This window comes from Aeromonas sp. FDAARGOS 1409 (assembly GCF_019048705.1).
GTDB classification, from domain to species: domain Bacteria; phylum Pseudomonadota; class Gammaproteobacteria; order Enterobacterales; family Aeromonadaceae; genus Aeromonas; species Aeromonas sanarellii.
In genome coordinates, this window is the sequence record NZ_CP077395.1 from 3,084,992 (window position 1) to 3,111,279 (window position 26,288).

Annotated in this window: 22 protein-coding genes; 13 read left to right on the plus strand and 9 right to left on the minus strand. The window is 60.2% G+C overall.

Annotated features, from left to right (window positions below; genetic code table 11):
* The first annotated feature begins 96 nt into the window (after window positions 1-96).
* From I6L39_RS14645 to I6L39_RS14655, 3 genes are all read left to right on the plus strand, one after another.
* On the plus strand, window positions 97-885 hold the full coding sequence (locus I6L39_RS14645; RefSeq protein WP_216990057.1) for an ATP-binding cassette domain-containing protein: 789 nt from the start codon (window positions 97-99) through the stop codon (window positions 883-885).
* A complete protein-coding gene (locus tag I6L39_RS14650) occupies window positions 885-1,526 on the plus strand; it encodes an ATP-binding cassette domain-containing protein (protein WP_216990058.1) in 642 nt (213 codons plus the stop codon). The genes I6L39_RS14645 and I6L39_RS14650 overlap by 1 nt, the downstream gene beginning before the upstream one ends.
* A 257-nt stretch (window positions 1,527-1,783) precedes the next feature.
* Window positions 1,784-2,251 (plus strand): GNAT family N-acetyltransferase, encoded by a 468-nt coding sequence (locus tag I6L39_RS14655; RefSeq protein ID WP_209428948.1) that lies wholly within the window; start codon window positions 1,784-1,786, stop codon window positions 2,249-2,251.
* A 91-nt stretch (window positions 2,252-2,342) separates the two neighbouring features.
* On the opposite strand, the gene hypB is transcribed toward I6L39_RS14655, so the two are convergent.
* Entirely contained in the window at window positions 2,343-3,191 is an 849-nt protein-coding gene (gene hypB, locus I6L39_RS14660) for a hydrogenase nickel incorporation protein HypB (RefSeq protein WP_216991810.1), read from the minus strand.
* Here hypB and I6L39_RS20295 point away from each other — a divergent pair.
* On the plus strand, window positions 3,072-3,440 hold the full coding sequence (locus I6L39_RS20295) for a hypothetical protein (protein ID WP_254203780.1): 369 nt from the start codon (window positions 3,072-3,074) through the stop codon (window positions 3,438-3,440). The genes hypB and I6L39_RS20295 overlap by 120 nt on opposite strands.
* On the opposite strand, the gene hypA is transcribed toward I6L39_RS20295, so the two are convergent.
* The 7 genes from hypA to I6L39_RS14695 all read right to left on the minus strand — a co-directional run bounded on the left by hypA (window position 3,418) and on the right by I6L39_RS14695 (window position 13,881).
* Window positions 3,418-3,759, minus strand: coding sequence for a hydrogenase maturation nickel metallochaperone HypA (gene hypA, locus I6L39_RS14665; protein WP_005333346.1), 342 nt, complete (start codon window positions 3,757-3,759; stop codon window positions 3,418-3,420). The genes I6L39_RS20295 and hypA overlap by 23 nt on opposite strands.
* Before the next feature lie 84 nt (window positions 3,760-3,843).
* Window positions 3,844-4,848 carry a hydrogenase expression/formation protein HypE gene (gene hypE / locus I6L39_RS14670; protein ID WP_216990059.1) on the minus strand — a complete coding sequence of 335 codons (1,005 nt, stop codon included), beginning with the start codon at window positions 4,846-4,848 and terminating at the stop codon, window positions 3,844-3,846.
* Complete coding sequence (gene hypD, locus I6L39_RS14675; protein WP_216990060.1) at window positions 4,845-5,963, minus strand: hydrogenase formation protein HypD; 1,119 nt, start codon at window positions 5,961-5,963, stop codon at window positions 4,845-4,847. The genes hypE and hypD overlap by 4 nt, the downstream gene beginning before the upstream one ends.
* Window positions 5,957-6,208, minus strand: a complete 252-nt coding sequence (locus tag I6L39_RS14680; protein ID WP_201906207.1) for a HypC/HybG/HupF family hydrogenase formation chaperone — start codon at window positions 6,206-6,208, stop codon at window positions 5,957-5,959. The genes hypD and I6L39_RS14680 overlap by 7 nt, the downstream gene beginning before the upstream one ends.
* 5 nt (window positions 6,209-6,213) lie before the next feature.
* On the minus strand, window positions 6,214-8,631 hold the full coding sequence (gene hypF, locus I6L39_RS14685) for a carbamoyltransferase HypF (protein ID WP_216990061.1): 2,418 nt from the start codon (window positions 8,629-8,631) through the stop codon (window positions 6,214-6,216).
* A 436-nt stretch (window positions 8,632-9,067) separates the two neighbouring features.
* The gene (gene kup / locus I6L39_RS14690; protein WP_216990062.1) at window positions 9,068-10,936 is read right to left on the minus strand and encodes a low affinity potassium transporter Kup; all 1,869 of its coding nucleotides are present in this window, start codon (window positions 10,934-10,936) and stop codon (window positions 9,068-9,070) included.
* A 485-nt stretch (window positions 10,937-11,421) separates the two neighbouring features.
* Entirely contained in the window at window positions 11,422-13,881 is a 2,460-nt protein-coding gene (locus tag I6L39_RS14695) for a hypothetical protein (RefSeq protein WP_216990063.1), read from the minus strand.
* A gap of 932 nt (window positions 13,882-14,813) precedes the next feature.
* On the opposite strand from I6L39_RS14695, the gene recR reads away from it, so the two are divergent.
* From recR to I6L39_RS14740, 9 genes are all read left to right on the plus strand, one after another.
* Entirely contained in the window at window positions 14,814-15,416 is a 603-nt protein-coding gene (gene recR / locus I6L39_RS14700; RefSeq protein ID WP_042075309.1) for a recombination mediator RecR, read from the plus strand.
* A gap of 370 nt (window positions 15,417-15,786) precedes the next feature.
* Window positions 15,787-17,700 (plus strand): molecular chaperone HtpG, encoded by a 1,914-nt coding sequence (htpG, locus tag I6L39_RS14705; protein WP_216990064.1) that lies wholly within the window; start codon window positions 15,787-15,789, stop codon window positions 17,698-17,700.
* Between the two features lie 284 nt (window positions 17,701-17,984).
* The gene (adk, locus tag I6L39_RS14710) at window positions 17,985-18,629 is read left to right on the plus strand and encodes an adenylate kinase (protein WP_005301834.1); all 645 of its coding nucleotides are present in this window, start codon (window positions 17,985-17,987) and stop codon (window positions 18,627-18,629) included.
* A gap of 114 nt (window positions 18,630-18,743) precedes the next feature.
* Window positions 18,744-19,718 (plus strand): ferrochelatase, encoded by a 975-nt coding sequence (hemH, locus tag I6L39_RS14715; RefSeq protein WP_216990065.1) that lies wholly within the window; start codon window positions 18,744-18,746, stop codon window positions 19,716-19,718.
* Window positions 19,719-19,785: 67 nt separating this feature from the next.
* A complete protein-coding gene (locus I6L39_RS14720) occupies window positions 19,786-20,178 on the plus strand; it encodes an MAPEG family protein (protein WP_216990066.1) in 393 nt (130 codons plus the stop codon).
* A 176-nt stretch (window positions 20,179-20,354) separates the two neighbouring features.
* Entirely contained in the window at window positions 20,355-21,659 is a 1,305-nt protein-coding gene (locus I6L39_RS14725) for an inosine/guanosine kinase (RefSeq protein ID WP_042075314.1), read from the plus strand.
* A gap of 162 nt (window positions 21,660-21,821) precedes the next feature.
* Window positions 21,822-23,450 carry a methyl-accepting chemotaxis protein gene (locus tag I6L39_RS14730; protein ID WP_254203658.1) on the plus strand — a complete coding sequence of 543 codons (1,629 nt, stop codon included), beginning with the start codon at window positions 21,822-21,824 and terminating at the stop codon, window positions 23,448-23,450.
* A 124-nt stretch (window positions 23,451-23,574) separates the two neighbouring features.
* Entirely contained in the window at window positions 23,575-23,937 is a 363-nt protein-coding gene (locus tag I6L39_RS14735) for a DUF2750 domain-containing protein (RefSeq protein ID WP_042075319.1), read from the plus strand.
* Window positions 23,938-24,095: 158 nt separating this feature from the next.
* Window positions 24,096-24,590: a hypothetical protein gene (locus I6L39_RS14740; RefSeq protein WP_216990067.1), complete on the plus strand. Its 495-nt coding sequence runs from the start codon at window positions 24,096-24,098 to the stop codon at window positions 24,588-24,590.
* Here the strand turns inward: I6L39_RS14740 and I6L39_RS14745 are convergent.
* Window positions 24,553-26,190, minus strand: coding sequence for an EAL domain-containing protein (locus I6L39_RS14745; RefSeq protein ID WP_209791900.1), 1,638 nt, complete (start codon window positions 26,188-26,190; stop codon window positions 24,553-24,555). The two genes, I6L39_RS14740 and I6L39_RS14745, sit on opposite strands and share 38 nt — an antisense overlap.
* Window positions 26,191-26,288: the final 98 nt, after the last annotated feature.

Consider the following 26,288-nt stretch of genomic DNA (forward strand, 5'->3'; position numbering starts at 1 on the left):
AAGCGCCATCTGGCGTCAGCACAGTCTGGCTGGCGCTGCTGTTCGCTCAGATGACTCGCGAGCCCTGTAACAGTTGCTGTGGCACAGGAGTGAACCATGCTGAGTTTTGACCATGTGACCATAGAGGCGGCCCACTACTCCTGGCTGGGGCGGCGCAACTGGCGGCCGCTGTTGACCGATATCAGCCTGCAACTGGCGCCGGGGGAGATAGTGGCGCTGGTGGGGGGGAGCGGCGAGGGCAAGAGCCTGTTGCTGCAAAGCGCCCTCACCCTGCTGCCGGACAACCTGCGGATGCGCGGAATTATCTCCCTCGATGGCACGCCTCTGTGCGATGCCAGCCGGGCCGGACTGCGCGGCCACACCCTCTGCTATGTGCCGCAGGGGGTGAGCGCACTCAATCCGTTGCTGACGGTGGAGCGTCAGCTGGGCCGTGCGGCGCGCCTCTGCGGCCAGAGCGCTTCCCGCGAGCGGCTCGGCCAGCAGTTGCTGCGCTACCAGCTGCCCGCCGCCACCCTGGACCGCTATCCGCGCCAGCTCTCCGGCGGCATGGCCAAGCGCATCCTGGCCTGCACCGCGGCCCTCGGCGGTGCCCGCTACATTCTGGCGGACGAGATCACCGCCTGGCTCGACGAAGAGCTGGCTTGTCTGCTGCTCGGCCAGTTGCGTGAATTGGCCAATCAGGGCAGCGGCATCCTCTGGGTGACCCACGATCTGGCGCTGGCGGCCCGCTTTGCCGATCGCATAGTTGCGCTCCATCAGGGGCAGGTGAGCGACACCTTGAGCTGCCACCATCTGCGCCAGGGGCAGGGGAGCGAGATGCTCCGCGCCCACTGGCAGGCGCTGCCGGAGTTCAATGCGCTTTTCTCTGTGCCGGAGGTGTCCTGATGCTGGAAGTACGAAATCTTACTATCACCCAGGGGGAACGCCCCCTCTGGCAGGGGCTATCGCTGACGGTGAAAGCGGGCGAGCGGCTCGGCATCTCCGCCCCGAGCGGTTATGGCAAGACCACGCTGGGGCGGGTATTGGCAGGTTGGCAACCGGTTGGGGCAGGCGGGCAGATCCTGCTGGATGGGCAGTCTGTGCCTGAACGGGTAAAAGGCTATCACCCCATCCAGCTGGTGCCCCAGCACCCGGAGCTCACCTTCAATCCCTATCGCACCACCGGGCAGGCGCTCTGGGATGTATGGCGCCCCGATGACGCCATGCTGGCCCGCTTTATGGTCAAACCCGAGTGGCTTGGTCGTAAACCCGGTCAGCTCTCCGGCGGCGAGCTGGCCCGCATCGCGCTGCTGCGCGCCCTCGATCCCCGCACTCGACTGCTGATTGCCGACGAGGTGACCGCCCAGCTGGATCCGCAAATCCAGCGTCAACTCTGGCGGGAGTTGATGATTGAGTGCGAGCAGCGCGGTCTCGCCATGCTTGTCTTCAGTCACCAGCAGGCCCTGCTGCGCCAGGTTTGCCATCGGGTACTGCGTTTTGGCGAGGAAGTGGCTGAGCAGGCACTGATGGCTCGCAGCGTGGCCTGAGGGGAGGCTCCTCCTTCATCACCTGGCCTTCTCCCGCGAGGGGAGAAGGCGATGCATGTGCGATGCCCAGGAGGTGGCTGATGATGCCGACGTTGCCAAGCCTCACGGCGGGTATTCGGTATATCCTTGGGTCCCTTGCAGACATCCTGGCCTGTCTGGCATAACGAGGGGGCGCCCTGTCAGGGGCGCAATCAGCATCCTGGGGGGTCATCAGATGGCCGGGCCCACCATCTTGGACATCATTCACTATGAATTGCATGGAACTTAAACCGTTCAGTGACGTGAGCGCGGTGGATTTTCTGCCCGTGGTCAACGATCAGACCGTGAGAACGCATCTGATTGATCATCCTCCCTTCGATGTGGCCAGTGTGCGCGCCTGGATGGATGACAAGATGCGAATAGACAGGTTACCCGGTTGTCGGGTGCGTGCCGTGGTCATTGACGGTGAACTGGTGGGATGGTGCGGGATACAACCCGACGACGAGGGGGTCGAGATGGCCGTCGTGATCGCCAAGGCGGGTTGGGGGGCGGGGATAGCCATCTTCAAGGAGATGATGGAATGGGCAAGGCAGATGGGGCATAGGGAGGTCATGTTTCATCTGCTGAGCACACGCCCTGAATATCGGGCTCTCGCCAGGCGCTCCACCAAGGTGAAGAGGACGACGCTGTCGGGGAATGATTTCACCACCTATTGCCTCAGCGTGGAAAAATGGTTTGCGGGTTGATGATGGACAACGCGCCCCTTGCCAGTACAAAAGCGGGAGGCATCAGCCTCCCTCTCTTGTTTTCTACCGTTATCAGCGGCGTTTAGCCGGTTCAGGCACTGGCCAGCCAGTTGAGCCAGGCATCCATCCCTTCACCCGTGGTGGCGCTGACCTGGATCACCTGGATATAGGGGTTGACCCGTTTGGCGTTCTCGATGCAGCGGGCCACGTCAAAACTGACATAGGGCAGCAGATCAATCTTGTTGATCACCATCAGCTGGGCGGCGGCAAACATGTCCGGGTATTTCAGCGGTTTCTCTTCCCCCTCGGTGACGGAGAGGATCGCCACCTTGTACTTCTCGCCGAGATCGAAGCTGGCGGGGCAGACCAGATTGCCCACGTTCTCGATAAAGAGGATGCCCCCTTCATTGGCGGGCAGCTGGTGGCAGGCGTCGTGGACCATCTTGGCGTCCAGATGGCAGCCCTTGCCGGTGTTGATCTGCACGGCAGGAACGCCGGTAGCACGGATGCGATCCGCATCTCTGCTTGTCTGCTGATCCCCCTCGATCACCGCGCAGGGGCGCAGCCCTTCGAGTCGGCGCAGGGTTTCGCACAGCAGGGTGGTCTTGCCTGAACCCGGACTCGACACCAGGTTAAGCACCAGCTGGGCCGCCTCGTCGAAGTGTTCGCGGTTGTGGGCCGCCAGCGCATTGTTCTTGGCCAGCACATCCATCTCGATGGCGATCAGCTGGCGCTGTCCCATGCCGGGCACCGACAACCCCGCTTCCCCTTTGCCGTAGTGCAGATCACCCTGATGATGGTCATGGTCATGGTCATGGTCATGGTCATGGTCATGGTCATGGCTGTGATCATGGGGATGCGCGTGGGAATGGCCGTGGTCATGAGAGTGGGTATGTTCATGATGATGGTCGTGGGGGTGATCATGCCCCTCGTGGCTTATGGGAGCCCGTACCCCGTGGTAGTGGTGATGGACATCCCCCTGATGGTGGTAGTGGTGGTGAATGATCAGGGTGCGCGGCGCGCTCTGTTCGTGGGCATGATGGTGATGGGCGTCATGAGCATGATGATGGCCGTGCTCATGACCATGTTCATGGTGATGTTCATGCTCATGATCGTGCTCATGGCCGGCGATCCGCGCCTGGCCGCATCCGCATACGCTACACATATCAACTTACCTCGATGTCGGTGATGCGCAGGCTATCACCCTGCGCGACTCGTAATTTGTATCCGCCACACTCGGGGCAGGCTTGCCCGCGCTCGGTGAGGGTGACCGTCTTGTTGCAGTCGTAACACCAGGCTTCTGCCGCCTGGTGCTGAAAGTGCAGCTGGGCCCCCTCAACGGCGGTGCCCTTGGCGGCCGCCTCGAAACAGAAGGCAATGGTGTCCGGGTCGACGCAGGAGAAGCTGCCGACCTCGAGCCAGAGGGCGGTCACCTTGGTAAAGCCCCGCTGGGTGGCCTGTTCGGCCGCCAGATCGATGGCGGCCATAGCCAGAGACATTTCGTGCATGGTGGCTCCTTAACCGGTATGGGGAGAAGCAGTGACTCCTCCCCCTAATTGGGAAAACGGCATATGGGTGAACGATATGGCCGATCAACAGATCCGCGGCAGCAGTTCCCCTTGCGGCAACTCCAGATAACGGCGGCTGCCCCAGGGGTTATTGAGGATCACCTTGTGGCGATCGCTTGCCTGCACCACGCCGATCCGGCTGGCTGCTGGGTTGAATTGCCGCAAGATGCCCAGCGCGTCTTGCGCCTGTTCGGCAGGCAGGGCCAGCACCATGGTCCCCTCGTTGGCGAGATCATGGGGTTCGAAACCGTATAGCTCGCACAGGCCGCGCACCGGATCGCAGACCGGAATGGCGGCCTCCTCCAGCTCGATGGCAACGCCGGAAGCAGTGCTCCATTCGTTCAGCACGGCGGCAAGGCCACCGCGGGTGGCATCGCGCAGGGCGTGAGGGGTAATGCCTGCCTGCAGCAGCGCTTCGACCTGAGGCCAGAGGGTGGTGCAGTCGCTCTTGAGATCAGATCCCAGTTGCAGGGCGTCACGGGCCATCAGGATGCAGGCGCCGTGGCTGCCGATATCCCGCGACACCAGGATGGCGTCACCGGCTTTGAGGCTTCGCACCGAGATGCCCCGGCTCTGTTCAGGCAGCGGGAAGGTGCCGACCCCGCTGGTGTTGATAAAGAGCTTGTCGGCTGCTCCCTTGGGCACCACCTTGGTGTCGCCACAGACGATGCGGGCGCCGCTGTTGGCAAGTTCAGCCGCCATCGACTCGACGATGCGGGCCAGATCGGCGTAGGGGAAGCCCTCCTCGATGATAAAGCTGCAGCTCAGATACTCGGGCTTGGCCCCCATCATGGCGAGATCGTTGACCGTGCCGGCGATGGCCAGCTTGCCGATATCGCCCCCCTCGAAGAACAGCGGCGAGACGGTAAAGCTGTCGGTGGTGAAGGCGACGGGGCCCTCTACCGGCAACAGGGCGGCATCTTCACCGCGCAGCAGGATCTCGTTGCCAAAGTGGCGAAAGAAGAGCTGGTTGATCAGCTGATTCATCTCGACGCCGCCGCCGCCGTGGCTAAGTTGGATTTCTCTCATCGTTCCTGGATCCCCATATATCGGTAGTAGGCATTGCAGGCCCCTTCGGAGCTGACCATGCAGCTGCCCATGGGCTGGGTCGGGGTGCAGCCCCGGCCAAAGACTTTGCACTGGTTCGGCTTGGCCAGGCCGCGCAGGATATCGGCGCACTGGCACGCCTTGTGGTCATCGATCGGGGCCTCACTGAGTTGAAAGTGACGTTCCGCATCGCGCCTGGCGAAGGCATCGCACAGGCGCAGGGCGGAGGCGTTGATATCCCCGAGGCCCCGCCAGCGAAAGTGCTCGCGGGTCTCGAAAAAGCGCTCGACCAGCCGCTGGGCGGCTTTATTGCCGCTGGCGGTGACTGCGCGGCTGTACTGCACCTCCAGCGCGTAGCGCCCCTCCACCTTCTGGCGCACCATCATCAGCAGCGCCTCCATCACGTCCACCGGTTCGAAGCCGCTCACCACCACCGGCACCTGATAGCGTTCGACGATGGGCAGGTAGATATCGGCGCCTGTGATGACGCTGACGTGGGAGGGGCCGATAAAGGCGTTCACCTTGGCCACTCCGTCGGCCATCACCGCATGAATGGCGGGCGGCACCAGCACATGGTTGATGTGAAACAGCAGATTCTCGACCCCTTGTTCTTCCGCGGCTGCTAGCAGCGCCGCTGTCATCGGGGTAGAGGTCTCGAAACCGATGGCGAAGAAAACCACGGTTTTGTCCGGGTTTTCAAGGGCGATACGCAGGGCATCGAGGGGGTCATAGACCGGGCGGATATCGCTCCCCCTGGCCCGCTGCTGGGCCAGCGTACCCTTGGAGCCCGGCACCCGGATCATGTCCCCCAGGGTGACCAGAATGACGCTGGGCTGGCTAGCCAGCTCGATGGCCTGATCGATGCGCTCTTTCGGCATGATGCAGACCGGGCAGCCGGGGCCGTGGACGAACTCGATGCTGGCCGGCAACAGCTGGTGCAGGCCGTACTTCATGATGGTGTGGGTATGGCCGCCGCACACCTCCATCACCCGCAGCGGTTCGGGCAGATCTTTGGCGAGTTCAGTGATCTGGGCGGCGAGGGCGCGGATCACCTCGGGCTGACGAAAGCCCTGAAAGAGGTCGTTCAAGGTCAGCATGGCAAGATATCCTGTTTGGGCATCAGGGCCACCATCTGGCGGAAGCTCTCGAGGCTGGCCAGCGCCTCCGCTTCGTCAATCTTGCTCATCACAAAGCCGATATGGAGCAGCACATAGTCGCCCACCTGGAGAGGCTCTTCGAGCAGCATGCAGCTGACGCGCCGCTGTACCCCCAGGGTGTCGACGGTGACGCAGTTATCTTCGGGGTGCAGTTGCACCACCTGAGAGGGAATGGATAGACACATGGATTTCAGGACTCCGACAAGGTGGCACAACCGGTAGCGACAGGCTGGTGCGTGGCAAGATGGTGGATGGCAAACCAGAGCTGACCGGCGGCTATGCCACCGTCATTGAGCGGCAGGATTTCGCTGGTCAATACCTGCCGGCCGGCGGCTTCGAGTGCGGGGACCAGCTGGTCCATCAGCACCCGGTTTTGAAAGACGCCGCCCCCGAGCGCCACTGGATAGCCGGGGAAACGCTCGGCCAGGGCAACGATCAAATCGCTGATGGCGCGGATAAAACCGGCAGCCAGGCTGGCGGTGGAGGAGCCTTTGCGCCGCTCGCTGACAAGGGTATGGATGAGCTCTGCCCATTGGATCTGCAGCGGCCCTTCCGCTGATTGGCTGAGATCAAAGGCGAGGGGGAAGGGCTGTTCATCGGGGGCCAGCTGCAAGGCAGCCGCCTCCAGCAAGAGCCCCGCTTCGCCTTCGTAATCCGGGGTATCGATCACCCCCAGCAGCGCTGCGACGGCATCGAACAGCCGCCCCATGGCGCTGGTATGGGGGGCGTTGCGACCGAGATGCCAGAGCTGGTGCAGGTTGCTGAGCCGCTCAAGGGGCAGTTTGTTGACCCCCGGAATATCGAGGGAGCGGATCTGCTCCACGCCATAGGATTCGAACAGCAGCCCCAGCAGTTGGCGCACCGGCTCGCGGATGGCCGCCTCGCCGCCGATCAGCTTGAAGGGTTGGAGGTGGGAAACCCGTGTAAAACTTTTCACATCGGCCAGCAGCAGCTCGCCACCCCAGAGGGTGCCGTCATCCCCAAGGCCGGTGCCATCGAAGGCAACACCCAGCACCGGGCCCGTGATGTCGTGCTCGGCCATCACCCCCAGCAGGTGGGCGTGATGGTGCTGCACCTCGAGATGGGTCGCACCCTGATCGCGGCAATAGTCCCTGGCCCACTGGTGGCTGAGGTAGCCAGGGTGGCGATCCGAGACCAGCAGCTGGGGCTTGAGATCGTAGAGGTCGCGAAAGGTGGCGAGGGTCTGCTCGAAGTGCTCCTGCATCGGCAGGCTGTGCAGATCGCCGATATAGGGGCTGTAGATGCGCTGGCGGCCGAAGGCGAGCGCCAGCTGGTTCTTCTGCTGCGCCCCGACCGCCAATAGCGGCGCCTTGACCGCCTCTTTCAGGCTGGGGGTGCAGGGGGCATAGCCCCGGGCCAGCCGCAACGTCTGGCGTCGCCCGCCCGCCCACTGCACCAGACTGTCGTCGCACGGGTGCAGGATGGGGCGGTTGTGATCCAGAATGCCGTCAATCTCGCTGCCGAGTTCCCTGACCACCGCCTCGCACTCGATAAGGATCGGGCTGCCGCGACCATTGGCACTGGTGGCCACCAATGGGATCGCGCAGGCATCCAGCAACAGCTGATGGAGCGGGGTATAGGGGAGCATGACGCCAAGGTAGGGGATGCCGGGGGCGATCCCCTCGGCCAGCGGGGCCGCGCTATGTTGGGATTCTGAGTGCCGATCATCGTTTTTGCGTTTGCGCAGCAAGGTGATGGGTCTGGCCTGAGAGGCGAGCAGCGTCCACTCGTCTTCGCTGCCGGTGACATGCAATTTGGCCTCGGCAAGGGAGCCCATCATCACCGCCAGCGGCTTGCGCGCGCGCCGCTTGAGCGTTCGCAATCTGGCAACACTCTGTTCATTGCGGGCATCACACATCAGGTGATAACCCCCCATGCCCTTGACCGCGATAAGCTTGCCCGCTTGCAGGGCGCGAGCAGCTGCTTGCAAGGCATCCTCGCGCTCGGCCAGCGCATCGCCACGGCCATTTCGCCAGCTGAGATGGGGCCCGCACTCGGGGCAGCTCACCGGCTGGGCGTGGTAGCGTCTGTCCAGCGGGTTTTCATAGGCCGCCGCACAGCGCGGGCACATGGCAAAGTCTGCCATGGCGGTATGGGGTCTGTCGTAGGGGAGGCGGCGGATAATGGTGTAGCGCGGGCCGCAGTGGGTGCAGTTGGTAAAGGGGTAGTGGTGATGGCGATCGTTGGGATTGGCCACGTCCGTGGCGCACGCCTCGCACATCCCCTGATCCGGCGAGATGGCGACCGTGGCCGCGCTCTGCTGCTGGCTGGCTTTAATTCGAAACTGGCCATGAAATTGGCCATCGAAGTCGGGATCATGAGCGAGGGGCAGTTCCCGCTCGCTGAAGTGATCGATACGGCTGAGCGGCGGCGCCAATTCGCGCAGTTCGCGGGCAAAGCTGGCCAGCTGCTCAGGGGAACCCTCGGCGCCTATGGTGACTCCGCTCGCGTCGTTCAACACATAGCCGGCAAGGCCGTGGCGCAGTGCCAGCCCATAGACGAAGGGGCGAAAGCCAACCCCCTGTACGATGCCGTCGATATGGAACTCGCGGCGCAGCCGGGACAGTGTCGGGGTCTTGGCCGTCATGGCGCCACCCTGAGGGGGGTCAGGCCGGGCCAGATGGCGATCATCTTGAGGGGTGTCATGTGACATCGAACTCCCATCTGCAGGCCTGCCACCACGGCGCCGGCCATTGGGTACAACGGACAGGGGCAGGACAGGAATGCAATGCGCAGGGTTGCAACGGGCTGCGTCTCGATAGCGGGGGCGTAGCCTGGGCAGGGGAGGGAAGCGGGCCTCTCATCCTGCCGCGGGGGCCAAGTTTACCGGGGCACTTATCGCCATTACCTTGATCTCGCACCGGTTTGAGTGCCAGACGCGGCGCTTCTTTGCGATCCTGTGAGGGGCGCCACGTCTCCTGGCGGCTCGAGATCCCGTGGGGAAAACCCAGGCTTCCAGACACGCAAGAGGGAGGCGGTTGCCTCCCTCTTGCGTGTCATGGCCTTGGGCGCGGCGCCCGCCATCAGATATCCACCTGGGATCCCAGCTCGATCACCCGGTTGGGCGGGATCTCGAACTGATCGGGCGCCCGCAGGGCGTTGCGCTGCAGCAGCATAAAGAGCTTGCCGCGCAGATAGAGGTACCAGGGGCGCTCCTTCATGATGAGGGACTCGTGGGCCATGAAGAAGGAGGTCTCCATCATACGGCAGCTTAAGCCCTCAAGGTTGCAGCGGTGGAAGATCTCCTCGACGTTCGGGGTCTCGCGCCAGCCGTAGCTCGCCACCACCCGCCAGAAGGTGGGGGAGAGCTGCTCGATGCAGACTCGGCGCACGTTGTGGACATAGGGCACATCCTCCACCTTCAGGGTGAGCAGGATGACGCGCTCGTGCAGCACCTTGTTGTGCTTGAGGTTGTGCAAGAGCGCATGGGGGATGACGTTGACCACTCGCGACAGATAGACCGCAGTGCCGGCCACCCTGGTCGGCGGGGATTTTTCGAGCGACGCTATCATCGGCTCAAGCGAGTTGCCGTGCTCGTTCAGGCGGCGGATAAGCTGGAAGCGCTCGCTCTTCCAGCTGGTCATCAGGGTGAACATGACGGCCCCCAGAGTGAGCGGCAGCCAGCCGCCGGAGAAGACCTTGGCGAGGTTGGCGGCAAAGAGCGGCACGTCGATGGCGAGCAGCAGGGCGAAGAGGGTGGCCACCAGCGGCTTGCGCCAGTGCCAGCTGTGGCGGGCCACCGAGCAGGAGAGGATGGAGGTGAGCACCATGGTGCCGGTGACGGCGATGCCATAGGCCGCCGCCAGGTTGCTGGAGTGCTCGAAGCTCATGATGACGATCACCACAGAGAGATAGAGCAGCCAGTTGATGACCGGAATATAGATCTGGCCGGACTCCTGCTCCGAGGTGTGCACGATGCGGATGGGGGAGAGATAGCCGAGTCGCACCGCCTGCCGGGTGAGGGAAAAGACCCCGGAGATCACCGCCTGGGAGGCGATCACCGTCGCGAGCGTCGCCAGCAGCAGCAGGGGCAGCAGGGCCCATTTGGGCGCGAGCAGGAAGAAGGGGTTGGCGATGGCCTCGGGATTGCCGAGCAGCAGGGCCCCCTGGCCGAAGTAGTTGAGCACCAGGGACGGCAGCACCACCATAAACCAGGCGCGGCGAATGGGGCTCTTGCCAAAGTGCCCCATGTCCGCATAGAGCGCCTCCACCCCCGTGATGGCCAGCACCACGGCGCCCAGGGCAAAGAAGGAGGCGCTCTGGTAGGTCATGAAAAAGCGCAGCGCCCAGACAGGGTTGAGCGCCCCCAGCACCTCGGGGTGCTGGAGGATGCTGCGAAGCCCAAGCACCGCCAGGGTCAGGAACCAGATCAGCATGATGGGGGCAAACAGCTTGCCCACGGCGGCGGTGCCGTGTTTCTGGATGGCGAACAGCAGGGTCAGCACCAGCACCGAGAGCGGCACTATATAGGGATCCAGGGAGGGGGCCGCTATCTTCAAGCCCTCGATGGCCGACATCACCGACATGGCCGGGGTGATCACCACCTCGCCATAGAAGAAGCTGCCGCCGACGAGCCCCAGGATGATCAGCACCGGCGTCCACCTCTGCGGGGTGTTGCGGGTTGCGAGCGACATCAGGGTGAGTATGCCCCCTTCGCCCGCGTTGTCCGCCCGCATCACGAAGGAGAGATACTTGACCGAGACCACCAGGATCAGCAGCCAGAAGATAAGCGAAAGAAAGCCCAGGATGGAGGCGGGTTCGACCCCGAAGCCGAACTGGCCGGAGAGGCACTCGCGCAGGGTATAGAGCGGGCTGGTGCCGATATCGCCATAGACCACGCCGATCGCCGCCAGCATGACGCCGGACAGGGCGGGTTTGTTAGTACAGTTCATAAAGTTGTCTGTCAGTGTGATGGTGACGATTGGCCAGCACGGGCCTCCCCCGTCTATCGGGCGTGCGGTAGGTGCCGCATGAGCGCATTAATGGATTGCGATGGGAAAGGGAGCTAACTGGATATAAAGAGGCTCATCATGGGATACAGTCTGTTCATCTGTCGTTAAGCTTATAATGACACACACTCTGCGGGTTCATGCTCAGGTATAAATAATCAAAACGTCCTTTTGAGTAAGGCTATTAATTGGCCGTTGATTGAAATACTCACGCGCTATGCTGGCAACCGTTTTTTATCTGGGGAAGCGGTTTGGCCACTATTTTTCCCGGGAGGAGTGAAAAATAGACGATAAAATAGTGACTAATTAATTGCGGTCAGGATGGCAAAGAGGAGGGAGTTGGGTAGCAATGGAGTCTTTATTTGCCTGAAAGGAATAAAGGTAGGGTGCAATGAACGAAGTGAATTGCACCCTACAAAATTATTTTTTCAACGGATAATCTGTGATTTAAATATATTTGTTTCAACCACCCTTTCCACATTATCAAACGATGATTCTCCCATTTTTAAAGCCTCAACAAGGTCGAAGTAACTAGGCTTAATAACAAGTCGATTCCAAGCGCTCAACAAGTACTCTCTAAATGCTACAGTTCTATTATATCTATCTTCAATGTTGAATGACTCGCATCCTGCACGCATCTTATTTACTATTTCAGGATTGAATATAGGAGTGTCAAATAACATTGCATCCAAATATGCAAAATCACTAATCCAGCGCTTAAGATGATATTGCCCTGTCGATGTAATTCTAAACTTCACAGGCATTTCACCAATCAAACCTGTTTCGTCTTCATCAAAAGTAAAACGTTGCGAGGTTTCAATTAGTTTCTTGTTGGTGGCTCTTCTTAACGCATGTTCTGTTTGTGCAGGTATGTATCCAGTACCTTGCATTTCTGAAATTATTTCTTTTGTATTACAAAATCCATCTCGGTCTTGTAGTTCACTTTTATCTGATAAAATAGCGAGAATGAACGGGACAAGGAAATGCTCAGATTCATCAGCTATTGATATATCAAAAATGTTCATTGCTAAAGATGTGTTTGGATCAAAATGAGAAAATTCACCTAACAGCGCCTGTTTTGAAAACTCATGTACAGGAATGATATATCTACCTTCGAGTTCATATGTTCTAATTATTTTCTCTGCTTCCACATTAGGGCTTCCAATAAATCCAGTTATGAAAGTGAGAGCTTGTCTTACATTTCCCCCCGTGATGTTTTCTATAAATTCACCAAGTGATTTATTTCTTCTCAATGATTCGAGTAAAACCTTTATAAAAATAGATAAGTTGTCGATATTTATTCTTACGAATTCGACTTTTTCCAATGGGATCTTACCTTCGGACATTTCAAGAGCAAACTGAAGCCTTTTATCTAAAACTTGATCAATTCTTGGAGGGGAAATAGTAAATACTTTATGAGGATAAGCTGTCAGGGCACCTGAGGATTTTGATTTGAAGAACGTTTGTGGTCGCACAGATATGAAGACTAGTGAGCTCCATTCTTTAGCCAACTCTTGAGAAATGACGAAAGCTTGTTGTTGTGTGTCAAAGTCTCTTTGGTCTGCATTATCAATACAGATTATTACTTGTTTTTTGCTTTGTTTGGATAAATGTGCAATAGAATTTTTTAAATGCTCATCTTTATTGTTTATTTTTGATGATAGCATTTCTAATTGCTTCTCTTCATATTTTTCTCTGTTCGTCTCTCTGAGTTCTCCCCAAATGCCACTGGCAAATCGCTGTATTTCTCTTGAGTATACGCCTCTTACAAATTTTAATTCTGATGTGTCGGTGTTATATTTGCAGAGCAATTGATCTTCAATCTCATTCAGAATAAATTGCTGAAGATTTGTAGCTAATGTGGCTTTTGCACCTAAATCAATATAAATGTATATCGCTTCATTGAATTCTTTAAAGGCGCTAGAGTAAATAAGATTTTTTACAAAAGATGTTTTGCCTACGCCCACATCACCAATCAGTACAATTGGTCTTTTGGATAATGCCTCTGCCATTATGCTAGGATCTAACCCGTGTTCTCGTTTATCTGGTTTTACGGATGTGAGTTTAGGTGACGCCTCACTATCACTAAATAAGGCGGCATAACGAGCTTGGATCATTTCTTTACTTAATAAAGCATATTTTGAAAGGGCACCACTTTCGCAATAACATTTTTTATAAAAAATCTCCTCGTTTTCTGTGCTTTCTAGTGCATCTTGTATTATCAACTCTGATATTTGACGTAGAGAGGTTTGAATTTCACTTGCATATCTAACCTTGGGATACATTGTAAGGTATGATGATAATTTATTAGGTATTCCTTTCATATCGGAAGCCAAATACTTTATTAAACGCTGTTCTTTTACTCCAAAATAAGATAGCATATTCCATGCTAGAGTAAAATTATCAAGCATATCAGATAAACTATCAAAGACTAGTGCTTTTCCATCAAGAGGAGAACAGCCATTTTGATTGCTTGCAATGAAAGATATATATTGGTGACCATTTGTAGCAACGGCAATAGGTGTTCCTCTAGAAGCGCAATAATGTTGAACCTGCCTAATTGCGTTACCTAAATCATCGTTGGCTTTTAATAGAGTGGGCAAGTCTATAATATTTTTCTTGGATAATCCTGCTGGTATTTCAAAAACTCTACCTTCTCGTTTTGCTTCGATAATTACTTGCCTTGGAGAGCCTAGCTCATAGTCTGTAAACGTATTTTGTTCATATTCCTCTACTTCTATTTGATCATCTGGCCATGCAAAAACATCTGTAATTATCTTATTTATGATGTGGTGTCTTGTTTGTGCCTCATTTCTTATTTTTTCAAGATCTGAATTTTCTTCAATTATTTTTCTTAAAAATTGTTCACATTCATGCATGGTTTTCATTATATCTCCCTGTGTCTTCTAATACTGAAATCTAGAGTTCTTACATTTAGTTTGCAGCATTGAATTTATGTTGACTGAACTCGTGATTCCCTGAGGTGTCCCTTCGGAACCAGTCTCCAAGTGGCACATATTAACCGGAGGGATAGAAAACTGAAGGGGCAGGGGCCTAAAATCGGCTCTGGCTCAACAAATCAGTCAATAATCGGCTCATTTTTGTTCGGTTTAAATTGATGATAGCCTGACAGCTCGATAGCAAAACCAAACAACTTGGCCGCTGCCCCAAGCTGCTTTGGCATGCTGCACAGCCCAATTTGGGCCCTTGGTATGGCTTTTCTCCCCGGATTTTGTTCCTCCGCTTGTATGGTTTATGGCGGCCGATCCTGGCTGCAAACTCCTTTGAACGGCTCCATCACGCGGTTGGGTCAGGGGCTTGTCAGCCAGTGTCGAGCTCGTCACTTTTGTTATGTCGATCAGGGGGACAGCCCCTTCGTCACTCTGGTCATTTGCGGCAAATACTGCCTTTATCATCCCGATTACCTTTTTATTTTCACAGTCTTGCGATTTTGTGGCGGGCCGTCTGCCGGTGTTGGTCTGATAAATGCCTTGTGGGGGGCTGGCGCCTCTTTGCCTGTCGGCGGGCGGCCCGGTGTAACGAACCATTTAGGATCCCTCTCTATAAACAGCTTCGTGATTGCAGGTCCCAGTCTCTGTAAACCTGTGAGGTGGCGTGCGCCGTTTCACGCCTGTCCGGGCTCTGCGTTCAGAGTTGAGGCTGCCTTGAGTAGCCACTCGGTGGGGCACCGATCATTGGCGCCCGGGGCTGGCTCGGGTATAGTCCTGCGCCAACAAGATAGGTTCGGATGGAGGAGTCGGCGCCGCGTCAGGCAAGCGGGCCGAATCACTCCTTCGGCGCGGCGTTAAAGGATATCCCCATGAAATTCAGTCCCCTGCTCGATGAGATGATGAAGGCGCTGCAGGTCTTGCCGGGCGTGGGCCCGAAATCGGCCCAGCGCATGGCGTTCACCCTGCTCGAGCGCGAGCGCAGCGGCGGCCTGCGTCTGGCTTCCCTGCTCAACCGGGCGCTGACCGAAATAGGTCACTGCAGCCACTGCCGCACCTTTACCGAGAACGATCGCTGCGAGATCTGCGCCAATCCCAAGCGCGAGGAGAACGGCCTGCTCTGCGTGGTGGAGAGCCCGGCGGACGTGGCCGCCATCGAGCAGACCGGCCAGTTCTCCGGCCGCTACTTCGTGCTGATGGGTCACCTGTCGCCGCTCGACGGCATAGGCCCGGAGGAGCTGGGGCTGGAGATCCTGGAGCGGCGCCTCAAGGATGAGCACATCAAGGAGCTGATCCTCGCCACCAACCCCACCATCGAAGGGGATGCCACCGCCTGGTATATCGCCGACATGGCGCGGGCCGCCGGGGTCGAGGTGAGCCGCATCGCCCACGGGGTGCCGGTGGGCGGGGAGCTGGAGCTGGTGGATGGCACCACGCTTTCCCACTCCCTGATGGGGCGCCAGCGTCTGAGCTGAAGACGCCACGAACCCCACCCCAGCCCTCCCCTTGGCAGGGAAGGGAGCAATGGATGCCACCCCAGCTCTCCCTTTGGCAGGGGAGGGTGCAATGGATCTCACCCCACTCCTCCCCTTGGCAGGGGCGAGCAAGGCTGACCCCGCTATTGGCTCCACTCTCGATCCCAATCTGACCCTCCTCGCCAGATAGGGGACGACAGTGTACCTCCCCCTTATGAAGGGGGAGGCCGGGAGGGGGTTGCATGTGGGCCAAACGAGGGGCCGGTGTGCAAATTTGCTCTCAAGTTTGCACGCAAGCCCCTTGATATTTGAAAGGCCAACCCCATCTAGCTTGGGAATCTGTTCAACCCGACGTTTTGAGGATTGGTCGATGACCCAAAGTGTTCACGCCGAAACCCACGGCTTTCAGACTGAAGTCAAACAATTGCTGAGCCTGATGGCTCACAGCCTCTACTCCAACAAAGAAGTATTCCTGCGCGAGCTGATCTCCAACGCCTCCGATGCGGCGGACAAGCTGCGCTTCAAGGCGCTTTCCGATGCCTCTTTGTTCGAAAACGACGGCCAGCTGCGCGTGCGACTGGTGGTGGACAAAGAGAACAAGACGTTGACCATTTCGGACAACGGCATCGGCATGACCCGTGACCAGGTGATCGAGCACCTGGGCACCATAGCGAAATCCGGCACCGCCGAATTCTTCAAGCACCTCTCCGGCGATCAGGGCAAGGATTCCCAGCTGATCGGTCAGTTCGGGGTGGGCTTCTACTCCGCCTTCATCGTGGCCGACAAGGTGACCGTGGTCTCCCGCGCCGCCGGCAGCGAGCCGGGTCAGGGCGTGCAGTGGGAATCCGAGGGGGAAGGCTCCTTCACCGTGGCCGACGTGACCAAAGAGGGCCGCGGCACCGACGTCATCCTGCACCTGCGTAGCGATGAAGAGGAGTTCCTGGACGACTGGCGCCTGCGCTCCGTGGTCGCCAAGTATTCCGACCACATCAGCGTGCCGGTGGAGATGTATAAAGAGGGCACCCCGGATCGGGAAGAGGATGGCGAGACCATAGTCGGGACGCCGGGGGAGTGGGAGCAGGTCAACCGCGCCACCGCGCTCTGGACCCGCAACCCGAAGGACATCAAGGACGAGGAGTACCAGGAGTTCTACAAGCACGTCGCCCACGACTTCGAGGATCCGCTGCTGTGGGGTCACAACCGGGTGGAAGGGGCCCAGGAGTACACCAGCCTGCTCTACATCCCGGCCCGCGCGCCGTTCGATCTCTACAACCGCGAGCAGAAGCACGGCCTCAAGCTCTACGTGCAGCGCGTCTTCATCATGGATGACGCCGAGCAGTTCATGCCGACCTACCTGCGCTTCGTGAAAGGGGTGCTGGACTCCAACGATCTGCCGCTCAACGTCAGCCGCGAGATCCTGCAGGACAACAAGGTGACCGCTTCCCTGCGCAAGGCCTGCTCCAAGCGCGTGCTCACCATGCTGGCCAAGCTGGCCAAGGATGATGCCGAGAAGTACGCCAAGTTCTGGAGCGAGTTCGGCAATGTGCTCAAAGAAGGCCCGGCCGAGGATTACGCGAACCGCGAAGAGATTGCCAAGCTGCTGCGCTTCGCCAGCACCGCCGGCGAGGGCGAAGCCCAGACCGTCTCTCTCGAGGATTACGTTGGCCGCATGAAGGAAGGCCAGCAGAAGATCTACTACATCACCGCCGACTCCTATGCCGCGGCCAAGAACAGCCCGCACCTCGAGATCTTCCGCAAGAAGGGCGTCGAAGTGCTGCTGATGTGGGAGCGGGTGGACGAGTGGCTGATGAGCCACCTCACCGAGTTCGACGGCAAGCAGCTGGTTTCCGTCACCCGTGGCGAGCTGGACCTCGGCGATCTGGAAGACGAGGCCGCCAAACAGGCGCAGGAGGAGGCTGAAAAAGCCAACGCCGGCCTGGTGGAGCGGGTCAAGAAGAGCCTCGGGGATGCGGTGAAAGAGGTGCGCGTCACCCACCGCCTGACCGACTCTCCGTCCTGCATCGTCACCGACGCCTACGGCATGAGCACCCAGATGATCAAGCTGATGCGCGCCGCCGGCCAGCCGGTGCCGGAGCAGAAGTATATCCTGGAGCTCAACCCCGACCACGCTCTGGTGAAGAAGCTCGGCACCATCGAAGACGACAGCCTGTTTGGCGAGTGGGTCGCCCTCCTGCATGAACAGGCCCAGCTGGCGGAGCAGGGCGGGCTGAACGACCCGGCGAGCTTCGTCTCCCGCATCAACCGTCTGCTGCTGCAGGCGTGATCCCCTGACCCAAGGCCCACTGCATGCAGTGGGCTTTTTTTTGTGGCCGACGCCGCCCCTGTGTGCGGGAGGAGGCGGCCCAGGGATCGCTATTGCCCGCTTCGGGTGAGTGCTGCATTTTCAATCATTTTTCGGTGTTGTCGTCTGCGTCTTTGGTCGCAGAGACGGGGCGGGAAAGTGGTGATAATCTGGCCACTCACACGGGGCGAGCTTGTTAATACGGGCGAAAACGTGTAGTTTTTTGCCTTCTCAAGAATTGAATAACCAATCAACTAGGAGCGTGTATGCGCATTGTTCTGTTGGGAGCTCCGGGCGCCGGCAAGGGTACCCAGGCTCAGTTCATCATGGAAAAACACGGTATTCCGCAGATCTCCACCGGCGACATGCTGCGTGCGGCGATCAAGGCGGGCACCGAGCTGGGCCTCAAGGCCAAGGCCGTGATGGACGCAGGTCAGCTCGTCTCCGACGACATCATCATTGGCCTGGTCAAAGAACGCATCGCGCAACCGGATTGCGCCAACGGCTTCCTGCTGGACGGCTTCCCCCGCACCATTCCCCAGGCGCAAGCCATGAAGGATGCCGGCGTGGCGGTGGACTTCGTGCTGGAGTTCGACGTGCCTGACGAAGAGATCGTCAAGCGCATGAGCGGCCGCCGCGTGCACTCCGGCTCCGGCCGTACCTACCACGTGGTGTTCAACCCGCCGAAGGTGGAAGGCAAGGATGACGTGACCGGCGAGGATCTGGTGATCCGTGCCGACGACGAAGAGACCACGGTGCGCAAGCGTCTGGATGTCTACCATCAGCAGACCGCACCGCTCATCGGCTTCTACGGCAAGGAAGCGGAAGCGGGCAACACCCGTTACGTCAAGATCGATGGCACCCAGCCGGTGGAGCTGGTCAGCAAGCAGCTGGCGACCATCCTGGGCTAAGCCCGCCATTGCCATCGTCCCCAAGGGGCCAGCGGCAATGCGCCATTGAGACAAGGGCCCGGCATGGGCCCTTTCTTGCATTCAGACATCGCAACAGAAAGACAGGAAGCAAACGTGACCACGAAAACCGGGATCTTGCTGGTCAATCTGGGTACCCCAGCCGCGCCCACCACGGCCGCCGTCAAGGCGTTTCTCAGCCAGTTTCTGCACGATCAGCGGGTCGTCGACCTGCCGCGCTACCTCTGGTGCCCCCTGCTCCACTTCATCATATTGCCGACGCGCTCGCCCAAGGTGGCCAGGCTCTATCGGCAGGTGTGGACAGAGCAGGGCTCGCCCCTGATGGTCATCAGCCAGCAGCAGCGCGCGGCCCTGGAGCAGGAGCTCAAGCGGGAAGGGGTCGAGGTGCCGGTGGCGCTGGCCATGACCTATGGCTCCCCCTCCCTGGACGAGGGCTGGCAGGCCCTCAAGGCCCAGGGGGTCAACCGGGTGATCCTGTTGCCGCTCTATCCCCAGTATTCGGTCAGCACCACAGCCTCTGTGTTCGATGCCTGGGCCAGGGCGATGAAGCAGGAGCGCAACCTGCCGGTGGTGCGGCTCATCCGCGATTACCACGCCCACCCGGAGTACATCCAGGCCCTGGCCATGAGTGTACGTCGCCACTGGGAGCAGCACGGCCAGGGGGAGCATCTGCTGATGTCCTTCCACGGCATTCCCGAGCGCTACGAGCGGGAGGGGGATCCCTATGGCCAGCAGTGCAGGCGCACCGCCGCCCTGCTGGCGGAGGCCCTCGGGCTCGCCCCCGAGCAGTGGACCGCGAGCTTCCAGTCCCGCTTCGGCAAGGAGGAGTGGCTCAAGCCCTACACGGACCAGACAGTGGCGGGATTGCCCGCCCGCGGCGTCAAGCGGCTCGACGTCATCTGCCCGGCTTTTTCGGCGGATTGCCTCGAGACCCTGGAGGAGATCCAGGTGCAGAACCGGGAGATCTTCATGGACGCCGGTGGCGAGCAGTTTGAATACATCCCGGCCCTCAACAGCGATCAGGCCCATATCCGCATGATGGTGTCGCTGATCTGCCGCGAGCTGGCGTGATGATTGTCTGCATCCGGCCGCGTTCAGGACGGCGGATGCCCGGGTTTCACGATAAAGGAGTGTCTTGATGATGCATATCACGCTGATCTACGCCGGCCTGCTCGGGCTCTTGTTCCTGCTGCTCTCGTTCTGGGTGGTCAAGCGCCGCGCCCAGTTCAGGGTGATGATAGGGGAAGGGGAGGCACCCGAGATGCTCGCCGCCATCCGCGCCCACGGCAACTTTGCCGAGTACGTGCCCCTCACCCTGCTGCTGATGGCCCTGTGCGAGCTGGCGGGCGTCGGGGCCTTCTGGCTGCACCTCGGCGGTGTCTTGCTGCTGGTGGGGCGCATCCTGCACGCCATCGGCATCCAGATCCCCAGGGCCCCCAACAAGCCGCGCCTCTTCGGCACCCTCTTCTTCTGGCTGTCGCTGGGTATCTTCTCGGTGCTGGCCCTGGTGCAGGGGCTCTCGCAAAGCTGAATGTCACCCCGCAAAACCACCCCGTCACGGGGTGGTTTTTTTGAGGGCGAAAGATCAAACGTTTGCCCCGCAACCCCTTGTCTATACTGACCTCAAAATTCAATCGTGCGACTTTTCGGCGTGGTGGATTGTGTTAAAATCCCGCCCCTCTTTTCCCCAGAGCACAGAACATCGCCATGAAATTTCCCGGTCAGCGCAAGTCCAAACACTACTTCCCGGTCGACAGACGGGATCCCCTGATCCCGCAGAGCTCCCAGCTCACCGAACTGGGCAAGGCCTATGTGGTGGGCATCGATCAGACTCTGGTGGACATCGAAGCCCATGTGGACGAGGACTTCCTGAATCGGTACGGCCTGAGCAAGGGTCACTCCATGCTCATCTCCGACGAGGTGGCCGAACAGGTCTACAACGAGCTCAAGGCCAACAACATGGTGGTGAGCGAGTTTGCCGGCGGCACCATAGGCAACACCATGCACAACTACTCCGTGCTGGCGGATTCCCACTCCATCCTGCTCGGGGTCATGAGCCAGGACATCCGCATCGGCAGCTACGCCTACCGCTATCTGTGCAACACCTCGTCCCGGGTCAACCTGGACTACCTGCAGCCGGTGGACGGCCCGGTCGGCCGCTGCTTCACCTTCATCACCGAAGGGGGGGAGCGCAGCTTTGGCATCAACGCCGGCAAGATGGACCATCTGGACGTGGACCACATCCCCGAGTCCATCATCAAGGAGGCCTCGGCCCTGGTGATCACCGCCTACCTGGTGCGCGGTGCCGACGGCACCCCCATGAAGGAGGCCGCCATGGCCGCCGTGCGCTATGCCCGCGAGGCCGGCGTGCCCGTGGTGCTGACCCTGGGCACCCGCTTCGTCATCGACGAGAATCCCCAGTGGTGGCGCGACTTCATCAGCGAGAACGTGACCGTGCTCGCCATGAACGAGGACGAGGCGGAGGCCCTGACCGGGATCAAGGATCCGCTCGGCGCGGCCGACAAGGCGCTGGACTGGGCCGACATGGTGCTCTGCACCGCCGGCCCCATCGGCCTCTACATGGCGAGCTACACCGACGAGGACTACAAGCGCGAGACCACCCACACCCTGCTGCCCGGCGTCATCCCCGAGTTCAACATGTACGAGTTCAGCCGCCCCATGGCCCGGGACAAGTGCCGCAAGCCGGCGCGGATCTACTCCCATATCTCCCCCTACATGGGCGGCCCGGAGAAGATCAAGAACACCAACGGCGCCGGTGACGGGGCGCTCTCCGCGGTGCTGCACGACATGGTGGCCAACGCCTACCACCGCATGAACGTGCCGAACTCCGCCAAGCACCTCTCCGAGTTCCTCACCTACTCCTCCCTGGCTCAGGTGTGCAAGTACGCCAACCGGGTCAGCTACGAGGTGCTGGCCCAGAGCAGCCCGCGCCTCTCCCGGGGCCTGCCCGAGAAGGAAGACAGCCTGGAAGAGGTGTACTGGGAGCGCTGATGGCGCCGGCCGGTCATGAAGCCAAGAGGGTGCCATAAGGCGCCCTTTCTTGTTTTTGGGCTGGATCATGTTTTTGGCATCGCTTTTGCGTGCATCGTGGACAGTCCGCGCCCCGGCGACATACCTTGTGTTAACGACATGTAGCGGATGCGGGGTGAGGGTATGTTGAGACAATGGAGTATCGGGCGGCGCCTGTCGCTGGTGACCCTGATGGTGCTGGCGTTGCTGGGACTGCTGCTGTTCTTCTCCCTGCAGGTCTATCACCAGGGGTTGATGGGGGAGAAGAGCCGCCAGACCCGGGCCCAGGTCGAGACCGCCTACAGCCTGGTGGCGGGACTGGAGGCCAGAGTGCGCAAGGGGGAGCTGGACGAGGCGAGCGCCAAGGCCGAGGCGCTGGCGCTGCTCAGGGGGCTGCGCTATGGCGAGGAGGACTACTTCTGGATCAACGACAGCCACCCCACCATGGTGATGCACCCCATGAAGCCCGAGCTGGACGGCAAGGATCTCTCCGGGGTGGAGGACAAGCAGGGGCTCAGGCTGTTCGTCGCCTTCGCCGATCTGGCGAGGGCGCAGGGGGCGGGGGAGGTCGCCTACTACTGGCCCAAGCCCGGGGTGGACGAGCCGGTGCGCAAGATCTCCTACATCAAGCGCTTCGCCCCCTGGGACTGGATCATCGGCACCGGCGTCTATGTGGACGACGTCGAGGCCCAGTACCAGGAGGTGCTGCGCACCCTGCTCGGCATAGGGCTGGTGCTGGCCGTTCTGCTGTTTGCCGTGGTCGGCCTCATCGTGCGCAGCATCGTCGTGCCGCTCTCCCAGTCGGTCTCGGCCCTTGGCAACATCGCCAGGGGGGAGGGGGACCTGAGGTTTCGTCTGCCTGAGTCGGGGCGGGACGAGCTGAGCCAGCTCAGCGTCAACTTCAACCTCTTCGCCGGCCAGATGGCGCAACTGGTGGCACGCAGTCAGCAGATCGCGAGCCAGAACCGGGAGCAGGCCCATCAACTGGAGCGGATCGTCGATCGCACCGGCGCTATCGTCACCGGTCAGGAGCAGGATACCCTGCGGGTGGCCAGCGCCATGGAACAGATGACGGTGAGCAGCCGCGAGGTGGGCCAGCACGCGGCCCAGGCCGCCGAGGCGGCGGACTCGGCGCTCAATCTGGCCCAGCATGGCCGCCAAGTAGTGGCCCAGACCCGGGAGACCATCCGCCAGCTGGCGGACGAGATGGTGGAGACGGTGCAGGCGGTGAGCCGGCTGGAGCAGGAGACCCAGCAGATTGGCTCCGTGCTCGACGTGATCCGCGGGGTGGCGGAGCAGACCAACCTGCTGGCCCTCAACGCCGCCATCGAGGCTGCCCGGGCCGGCGAACAGGGGCGCGGCTTTGCCGTGGTCGCCGACGAGGTGCGCACCCTGGCGACCCGCACCCACAGCTCCACCGACGAGATCCGGCAGATGATACAGCGGCTGCAGGAGGGGGCGGGCAAGGTGGTCGGCGGGATCACCCAGTTGCAGCAGCTCTCCCGCTCGACCGCCGACCGGGCCGGTGATGCGGACGCCGCCATCCATGCCATCGATGGATCCGTGCACACCATCACCGCCATGAATGGGCAGATCGCCACGGCGGCGGCCGAGCAGAGCCGGGCGGCGGAGGAGATCAACCAGCGGCTGGTGGCCATCACCCAGCTGGCGGCGGATGCCCTGGCCCAGAACCACCTGACCGAGCAGGCGTCCGGGCAACTGGCGCTCGCCTGCGACGAATTGAGCGCCCTGGTGGCGCAATATCGCATCTGACGGCGTTTATCCCTGTCTTTTTGGGGATAAGGCTTGAGTCTGGGGGGCTTTTGGGACACCATCAGCCCCATTCTCGGCCAGCCCTGGCCGACTGCCTGCCATTGCTTTGCAAGAGAGAGACCCCATGAGCAAACTAACTGACAATCTTGACGCCAATTTCCAGCTGTTCATCGAAGAAGTCCGCGAGTCGGGTCAGGTGTGGGGTCTGCGCTACGGTGAAGACTGGGTGGTGTGCCGCTCCGCCGAGTTCGAGGACGCCGACGTTATGCCGCTCTGGTCCGCGGAGGCCGATGCCCGTCTGCACTGCGTGGACGAGTGGGCGGATTACGAGCCCGAGGTGATCGAGCTGGAAGAGTTTCTCGACATCTGGATCAACGATCTGGACGAGGACGACGTGCTGGTCGGCCCGAACTGGAACGCCGATCTGGAAGGCCAGGAGCTCGAGCCCATCGAGCTGGCCAAGGCGCTGGTCGAGCTGGACGCCTGAGTCCGCCCCGGCGACAGCCCTGTCCATCCCCAGAAACCGGTTCCCGCGAGGGACCGGTTTTTTTATGCTGGGCCCTGAACCCGGCTGAAAAGGCGTTTTGGCTTTGCACCCGCTCCCCCGATGGGTCATCATGATCCCTTTGCCGATCGGGAGATGACATGTTTGTCTTTGACGTGACCACACGAGCGGGGGCGCAGGCGCAGATCCGGGTGCAGGCGCTGGACTGGGGCCAGAGCGGCCCGGTGAGCTTCCAGTGCGACAGCGACGAGCTGGCCCTGGTGCTGCTGACCGGCTGTCGCTGCGATGCGGTGGGTTACTTCAACCTGCTGGGGGGCTGCAAGCCGCTTTATGTGGAGCAGTGGCTCGCCTACCTGCAGGAGCGCGGCCATCTCGACAAGCAGAGTTGCCGGCTGGAGAGCCCCTCCCAGGACGATTACCTGGCCCGGGCCGGACTCGCGGACGACGAACTCAATGCCCTGCTCGGCCAAGTCTACAAGGTGGCCGGGTTCAACCGTCTGCAGATCAACCGTTACCTCAAGCATCGCCACAACCCGACCATGCTGGCGACCCGTTACGACCAGAAGGAGCTGGAGCGCTATCGCCAGCTCAACGACATCATTCTGACCCTGTTGAAGCTGAAACGCTCTCCGTGAAGATCCCCTGCTGACCCATCTCCGGCCCCAGCTCCTGGGGTCGGGCGATCAGATAGCCCTGCAGGCCGTCCACGTACATGCTCTGCAGCATCTGCTTCTGTCCTATCTGCTCCACCCCCTCCGCAATCACCAGGCAACCCATGCGATGGGAGACGTCGACTATCATCCGCACGAACTGCTGGTTGGTGAGATCCTGCTCCAGCTCGGTGATGAGGCCGGGATCCAGCTTGATGTAGTCGGGCTTGAGCTCGCGAAACAGGCTGAAGGAGCCGATCCCCTTGCCGAAGTTGCAGATGGCCGAGCGGCTGCCGTGGCGCCTGAGCAGCTCGAACAGCCGCTTGGCCCCCGTCAGATTGCGCTCCAGGTGTTCCTCGTCGAGCTCGAACACCAGGTTGGCCCCGATGTCAGGATCCTTTTGCAGCTGATGGTCGAGCCAGATGAGGAAGGCGCTGTTTTGCAGCAGGCTACCCGGCAGGTTGAGGCCCCAGCGGCTGCTGTGGTTGCCGAACGCCCTGTACTGGCGGATGACGTGACGGATCACCATCTGGGCCAGGCGCAGCACCATGTCCAGCCGCTGCGCCATGGCGAGCAGGGTGTCGCTTGGCAGCACGGTGCCGTCGCTGCTGCAAAAACGGGGGTAGATCTCGTGATAGGCCAGCATGCCGCGATGCAGGGGCTGGATGGACTGGCTGGTGAAGCTGACGCTCTCCTGCTCCAGCAGCTCGGTCAATACCTGGGTCCAGTGGCGTTGCCCCTGAATTTCGACCACCTCGTCGCTCTGCTGGATGGCCCAGCCGTTGACTGCCTCCGTCTGGGCCCGCGCCAGTGCCAGATCCGCCCTGGCCAGGATGGCCTCTATCTTCTGCTCGCTGCTGAGCCGGGTCATGCCCGAGTAGGCGGCGCTCTCCAGCTCATGGTCGTGCTGGTAGCGATCGAAGGCGAGTTTCAGATCCCGTCCCAGCAGGTGCGGGGGGATCTGGGCCAGGGGGGGCATCAGGACCGCAAAGTCGGCGCCCGAGATGCGATAGACCTGGTGGCCGGGGAAGCGGCTCACCGTGTGGCTGATGAGGGCGGCGATGTCCCGGATGTAGGCATCGCCGGACTGGAAACCGCGCTGGGCGTTGAGCTTGCCGAGCTCGGTGGCGCGGATCAGCACCAGGATGGCGGTCTGGGTGTTCTCCTGCTGCAACAGCTCGGTGAGATCGCGCCTGAAGGCATGGCGGTTGTGCAGGCCCGTCATCTCGTCCCGGGTCGCCTGGTTGTGCAGCTCGGTGATCTGGCGATGGGCGTCGAGTTCGGCCTCATTGAAGGAGGCGAGCAACTGGCGCAGTGCCGTCTGTGCCTCTACGCTGTCCAGCATGGCGGGGTCGCGCTGCTGCAGCGCCTGCAGCCAGCGCTGCTCCTGCCTCGCCCGTTCCCCCCGACGCACGCTGTGGGTGAGAAAGAGCAGCAGGGCAAAACCCGTCAGGGTGGTCGTCATGACCAGCAGCAGGGTGAGCGGCGAGGCGGGGGGGGCGAGCAGGATCCCCTGCAGCAGCAGCATGGGAATGCAGACCAGCGCGCTGACCAGCAGCAGGTTCCCCTCATCTTTGTTCAACATCGTTCCATCCTTGATGATGTTCGTGATGTAGAAATTCTAACCAAGTCGCAGGCGCAATACATGAGTACTCACGCAACTCCATGATAAAGCGCCGGCGG

Excerpts from the sequence above, each read along its gene's own strand:
- I6L39_RS14730 (WP_254203658.1), top strand. The coding sequence starts at position 21,822 with ATGTTGAGACAATGGAGTATCGGGCGGCGCCTGTCGCTGGTGACCCTG.
- I6L39_RS14720 (WP_216990066.1), top strand. The coding sequence starts at position 19,786 with ATGATGCATATCACGCTGATCTACGCCGGCCTGCTCGGGCTCTTGTTC.
- I6L39_RS14725 (WP_042075314.1), top strand. The coding sequence starts at position 20,355 with ATGAAATTTCCCGGTCAGCGCAAGTCCAAACACTACTTCCCGGTCGAC.
- adk (WP_005301834.1), top strand. The coding sequence starts at position 17,985 with ATGCGCATTGTTCTGTTGGGAGCTCCGGGCGCCGGCAAGGGTACCCAG.
- recR (WP_042075309.1), top strand. The coding sequence starts at position 14,814 with ATGAAATTCAGTCCCCTGCTCGATGAGATGATGAAGGCGCTGCAGGTC.
- kup (WP_216990062.1), bottom strand. The coding sequence starts at position 10,936 with ATGAACTGTACTAACAAACCCGCCCTGTCCGGCGTCATGCTGGCGGCG.
- I6L39_RS14680 (WP_201906207.1), bottom strand. The coding sequence starts at position 6,208 with ATGTGTCTATCCATTCCCTCTCAGGTGGTGCAACTGCACCCCGAAGAT.
- htpG (WP_216990064.1), top strand. The coding sequence starts at position 15,787 with ATGACCCAAAGTGTTCACGCCGAAACCCACGGCTTTCAGACTGAAGTC.
- I6L39_RS20295 (WP_254203780.1), top strand. The coding sequence starts at position 3,072 with ATGGTCATGGTCATGGTCATGGCTGTGATCATGGGGATGCGCGTGGGA.
- hypF (WP_216990061.1), bottom strand. The coding sequence starts at position 8,631 with ATGACGGCCAAGACCCCGACACTGTCCCGGCTGCGCCGCGAGTTCCAT.
- I6L39_RS14735 (WP_042075319.1), top strand. The coding sequence starts at position 23,575 with ATGAGCAAACTAACTGACAATCTTGACGCCAATTTCCAGCTGTTCATC.
- hypE (WP_216990059.1), bottom strand. The coding sequence starts at position 4,848 with ATGAGAGAAATCCAACTTAGCCACGGCGGCGGCGGCGTCGAGATGAAT.
- hypD (WP_216990060.1), bottom strand. The coding sequence starts at position 5,963 with ATGCTGACCTTGAACGACCTCTTTCAGGGCTTTCGTCAGCCCGAGGTG.
- I6L39_RS14655 (WP_209428948.1), top strand. The coding sequence starts at position 1,784 with ATGGAACTTAAACCGTTCAGTGACGTGAGCGCGGTGGATTTTCTGCCC.
- I6L39_RS14650 (WP_216990058.1), top strand. The coding sequence starts at position 885 with ATGCTGGAAGTACGAAATCTTACTATCACCCAGGGGGAACGCCCCCTC.
- I6L39_RS14740 (WP_216990067.1), top strand. The coding sequence starts at position 24,096 with ATGTTTGTCTTTGACGTGACCACACGAGCGGGGGCGCAGGCGCAGATC.
- I6L39_RS14645 (WP_216990057.1), top strand. The coding sequence starts at position 97 with ATGCTGAGTTTTGACCATGTGACCATAGAGGCGGCCCACTACTCCTGG.
- I6L39_RS14745 (WP_209791900.1), bottom strand. The coding sequence starts at position 26,190 with ATGTTGAACAAAGATGAGGGGAACCTGCTGCTGGTCAGCGCGCTGGTC.
- hypA (WP_005333346.1), bottom strand. The coding sequence starts at position 3,759 with ATGCACGAAATGTCTCTGGCTATGGCCGCCATCGATCTGGCGGCCGAA.
- I6L39_RS14695 (WP_216990063.1), bottom strand. The coding sequence starts at position 13,881 with ATGAAAACCATGCATGAATGTGAACAATTTTTAAGAAAAATAATTGAA.